The following is a 2287-nucleotide window of genomic DNA, read 5'->3' as shown; positions in this document are numbered from 1 at the left end:
TTTATTTTGCTCTTTGTTGGGGTTTTCTCCTCTTGTAAGGAAAAAGAAGAACCTGTAAATGGGGAAGTGAATGTTATAATTTCTGGAATAGAACTCCTCGAGCCTTCCAAATTCCCAAGTTCGCGAATTAGCGCAGACAATACTTGGGAGCACGAATATGAACCTAAGCTCAGTTTGACATTTCTAGCATCTTCCGGCGAAAAATTTAACCTAGATATCAATCCGAACAATTTTACTTCACCTTTTTCCATCTCATTACCTAAAGGGAATTATGAGTTGACGGGAAGTTCCAGTATCACAGATTCTTTTTCTCTTTTACCCCTACGGATTAAACAAAACCTAACAGTAAACACCTCTGATCAAAAAATCCAATTAACAGCGACTTCAGATGCTGGACTATTTACTATTACCAATAAAAACTTGGGGAATTCTGCTCCTCAACTTTTTATATCTAATCAGAAATTAAAGCTGAAGGGAAAATTCTATTATTTCTATTCCAATTCTGGAGCAGGGCAAAAAGTAAAAATCCCATTATCGGATGGCAGCTCTTCTTTCAACTTTGATTGGGAGCCCAAACCGTTTACACATCGTCATCTTGGCCTTGACAACCCCAATGATCCATCTGATATCGAAAGTTTTATTCAAGACGATTTTCTTCTAGATCAAAACCAACTTTTGATTTCTGAGAAGGGGATACCTACGAATCTATCACCAAAAATTCAATCGGAATTGCCTATTTCCCAGAATGAAAATTCAGGACTTGCATTTATCCAAAACAGACTTTTCTCAATCAATGACGGTGGAAATACCAATGATATTTTTGAATTAAACCCAAACACAGGTGCAGTAATACGAACAATTCGCGTTAGTAATGCAACCAATTCTGACTGGGAAGATTTGGCTCAGAGTGATACGCATTTATTTATTGGAGATTTTGGAAATAACAACGGAACTCGAAAAGATTTAGCGATCTATAAAATTTCAATTGCCTCGCTTCTGACATTAGATGAGGTTACAGGAGAAAAAATCAATTTCACTTATTCTGATCAAACTGATTTTTCAGGAAATGGAGGAAAGCATAATTTCGATTGTGAGGCCTTTTTCTTTGCCTCTAATCAGCTTCATTTATTTACTAAGAACAGAGTGGATCAAAAAACAAATCACTATACTTTAAATCCCAACCAAACATCAGGAACTGCTATTCTAACTAGTGGCTTTGACATAAAAGGACTAGTTACCGCAGCCAGTATCGATCAACTTGGTAATATTTGCTTATTGGGGTATGAAGATGCTGGGCTTGCCTCCCGTTCCTTTATTTGGCTTTTTTCGAAGTATTCAGGGATTGCTTTTTTCAGCGGTAAGTCCAATCGAATATTTCTAGGAAGCCCTTCGTTACTTTCTCAAACAGAAGGGCTAATTTTCGATCAAGAAGGACAAGTAATAATTACTGGGGAACAGATTTCTCTAAGCGGATTTACAGTACCAGCAAAACTTTCAAAAATCGATTTAAGGGGATTGTTTTAATCCAAAGTACTGATCCGCTTCGCATTTGTTCGGATTACCTCATCAAGCTCGCGTGCTAAAGGCTTTAGGTAAGAAAAGTATTTTTGATTCTCACGATCGAGTTGCTGCGGATCAATCAAATCTAATAAGCCTAACATTGAAGAAAGTGGAGATCTTAATATATGCGAAGGCTTCATCACCAAGTCTTTCAATAGCGCATTTTCTTCTTCTAGATTAGAAAGACGCTTACTCAATCGGTTCAATTCAATTCCATTCACCACAACTGTACTTATCAAGCCTGCTGAATCAAAAATCGGTTTAATGGAAACATACCAATAGGAAGCTTTCGAATCATTTGGATTGATTTTCAACTCAATATCTGAAGGATTTCCATCAAAGGCTTTTTCAAAAAACTTATTTAGCCTTCTTAATTCCTCTGGATTAGACCTTAAAATTGAGGAAAAAGAATGTGTCTCCGGTCTACCAGTCCAAACTTGAATGGTGTCAGAGGCAGTTTGATTTTGTTGAATAAATTCAAAATCCCGATTAATAACCCATACCGCCCCAGTCAAGACATTTAATTGAGAATCTGAAAAAGGGAGTACTAGGTTTTTCCAATTATTCACTCTTGCTCGAGGAAGGATAAATAAATGTGGCTGGCCTGAAAGAAGTAAAAATATGGTTGAAAACTCTATTCCAGAATTTGAATCATTCATTACCAAACAAGCTGGCCTAGAAGTATTTTTTAAAGAATTAAGTTTTTCCGGGATTTCAGCCAAAAACT

1 protein-coding gene and 1 pseudogene are annotated in these 2287 nt (G+C 36.6%); one reads left to right on the top strand and one right to left on the bottom strand.

Going from position 1 to position 2287, the window contains the following annotated elements:
- Nucleotides 1-1524, top strand: a 1524-nt coding sequence (locus Q0L68_RS19710) for a hypothetical protein (RefSeq protein WP_296705952.1), incomplete at its 5' end; no start/stop codon positions are given.
- Here Q0L68_RS19710 and Q0L68_RS19705 read toward each other — a convergent pair.
- A pseudogene (locus Q0L68_RS19705) lies at nucleotides 1521-2287 on the bottom strand (hypothetical protein); the annotation flags it as partial. The gene Q0L68_RS19710 and the pseudogene Q0L68_RS19705 sit on opposite strands and share 4 nt — an antisense overlap.

Source organism: Algoriphagus sp., from assembly GCF_024642405.1.
Taxonomy (GTDB): domain Bacteria; phylum Bacteroidota; class Bacteroidia; order Cytophagales; family Cyclobacteriaceae; genus Algoriphagus.
Note: the sequence above shows the minus strand (reverse complement) of the source record. Positions and strands in the feature narration are given on the sequence as shown.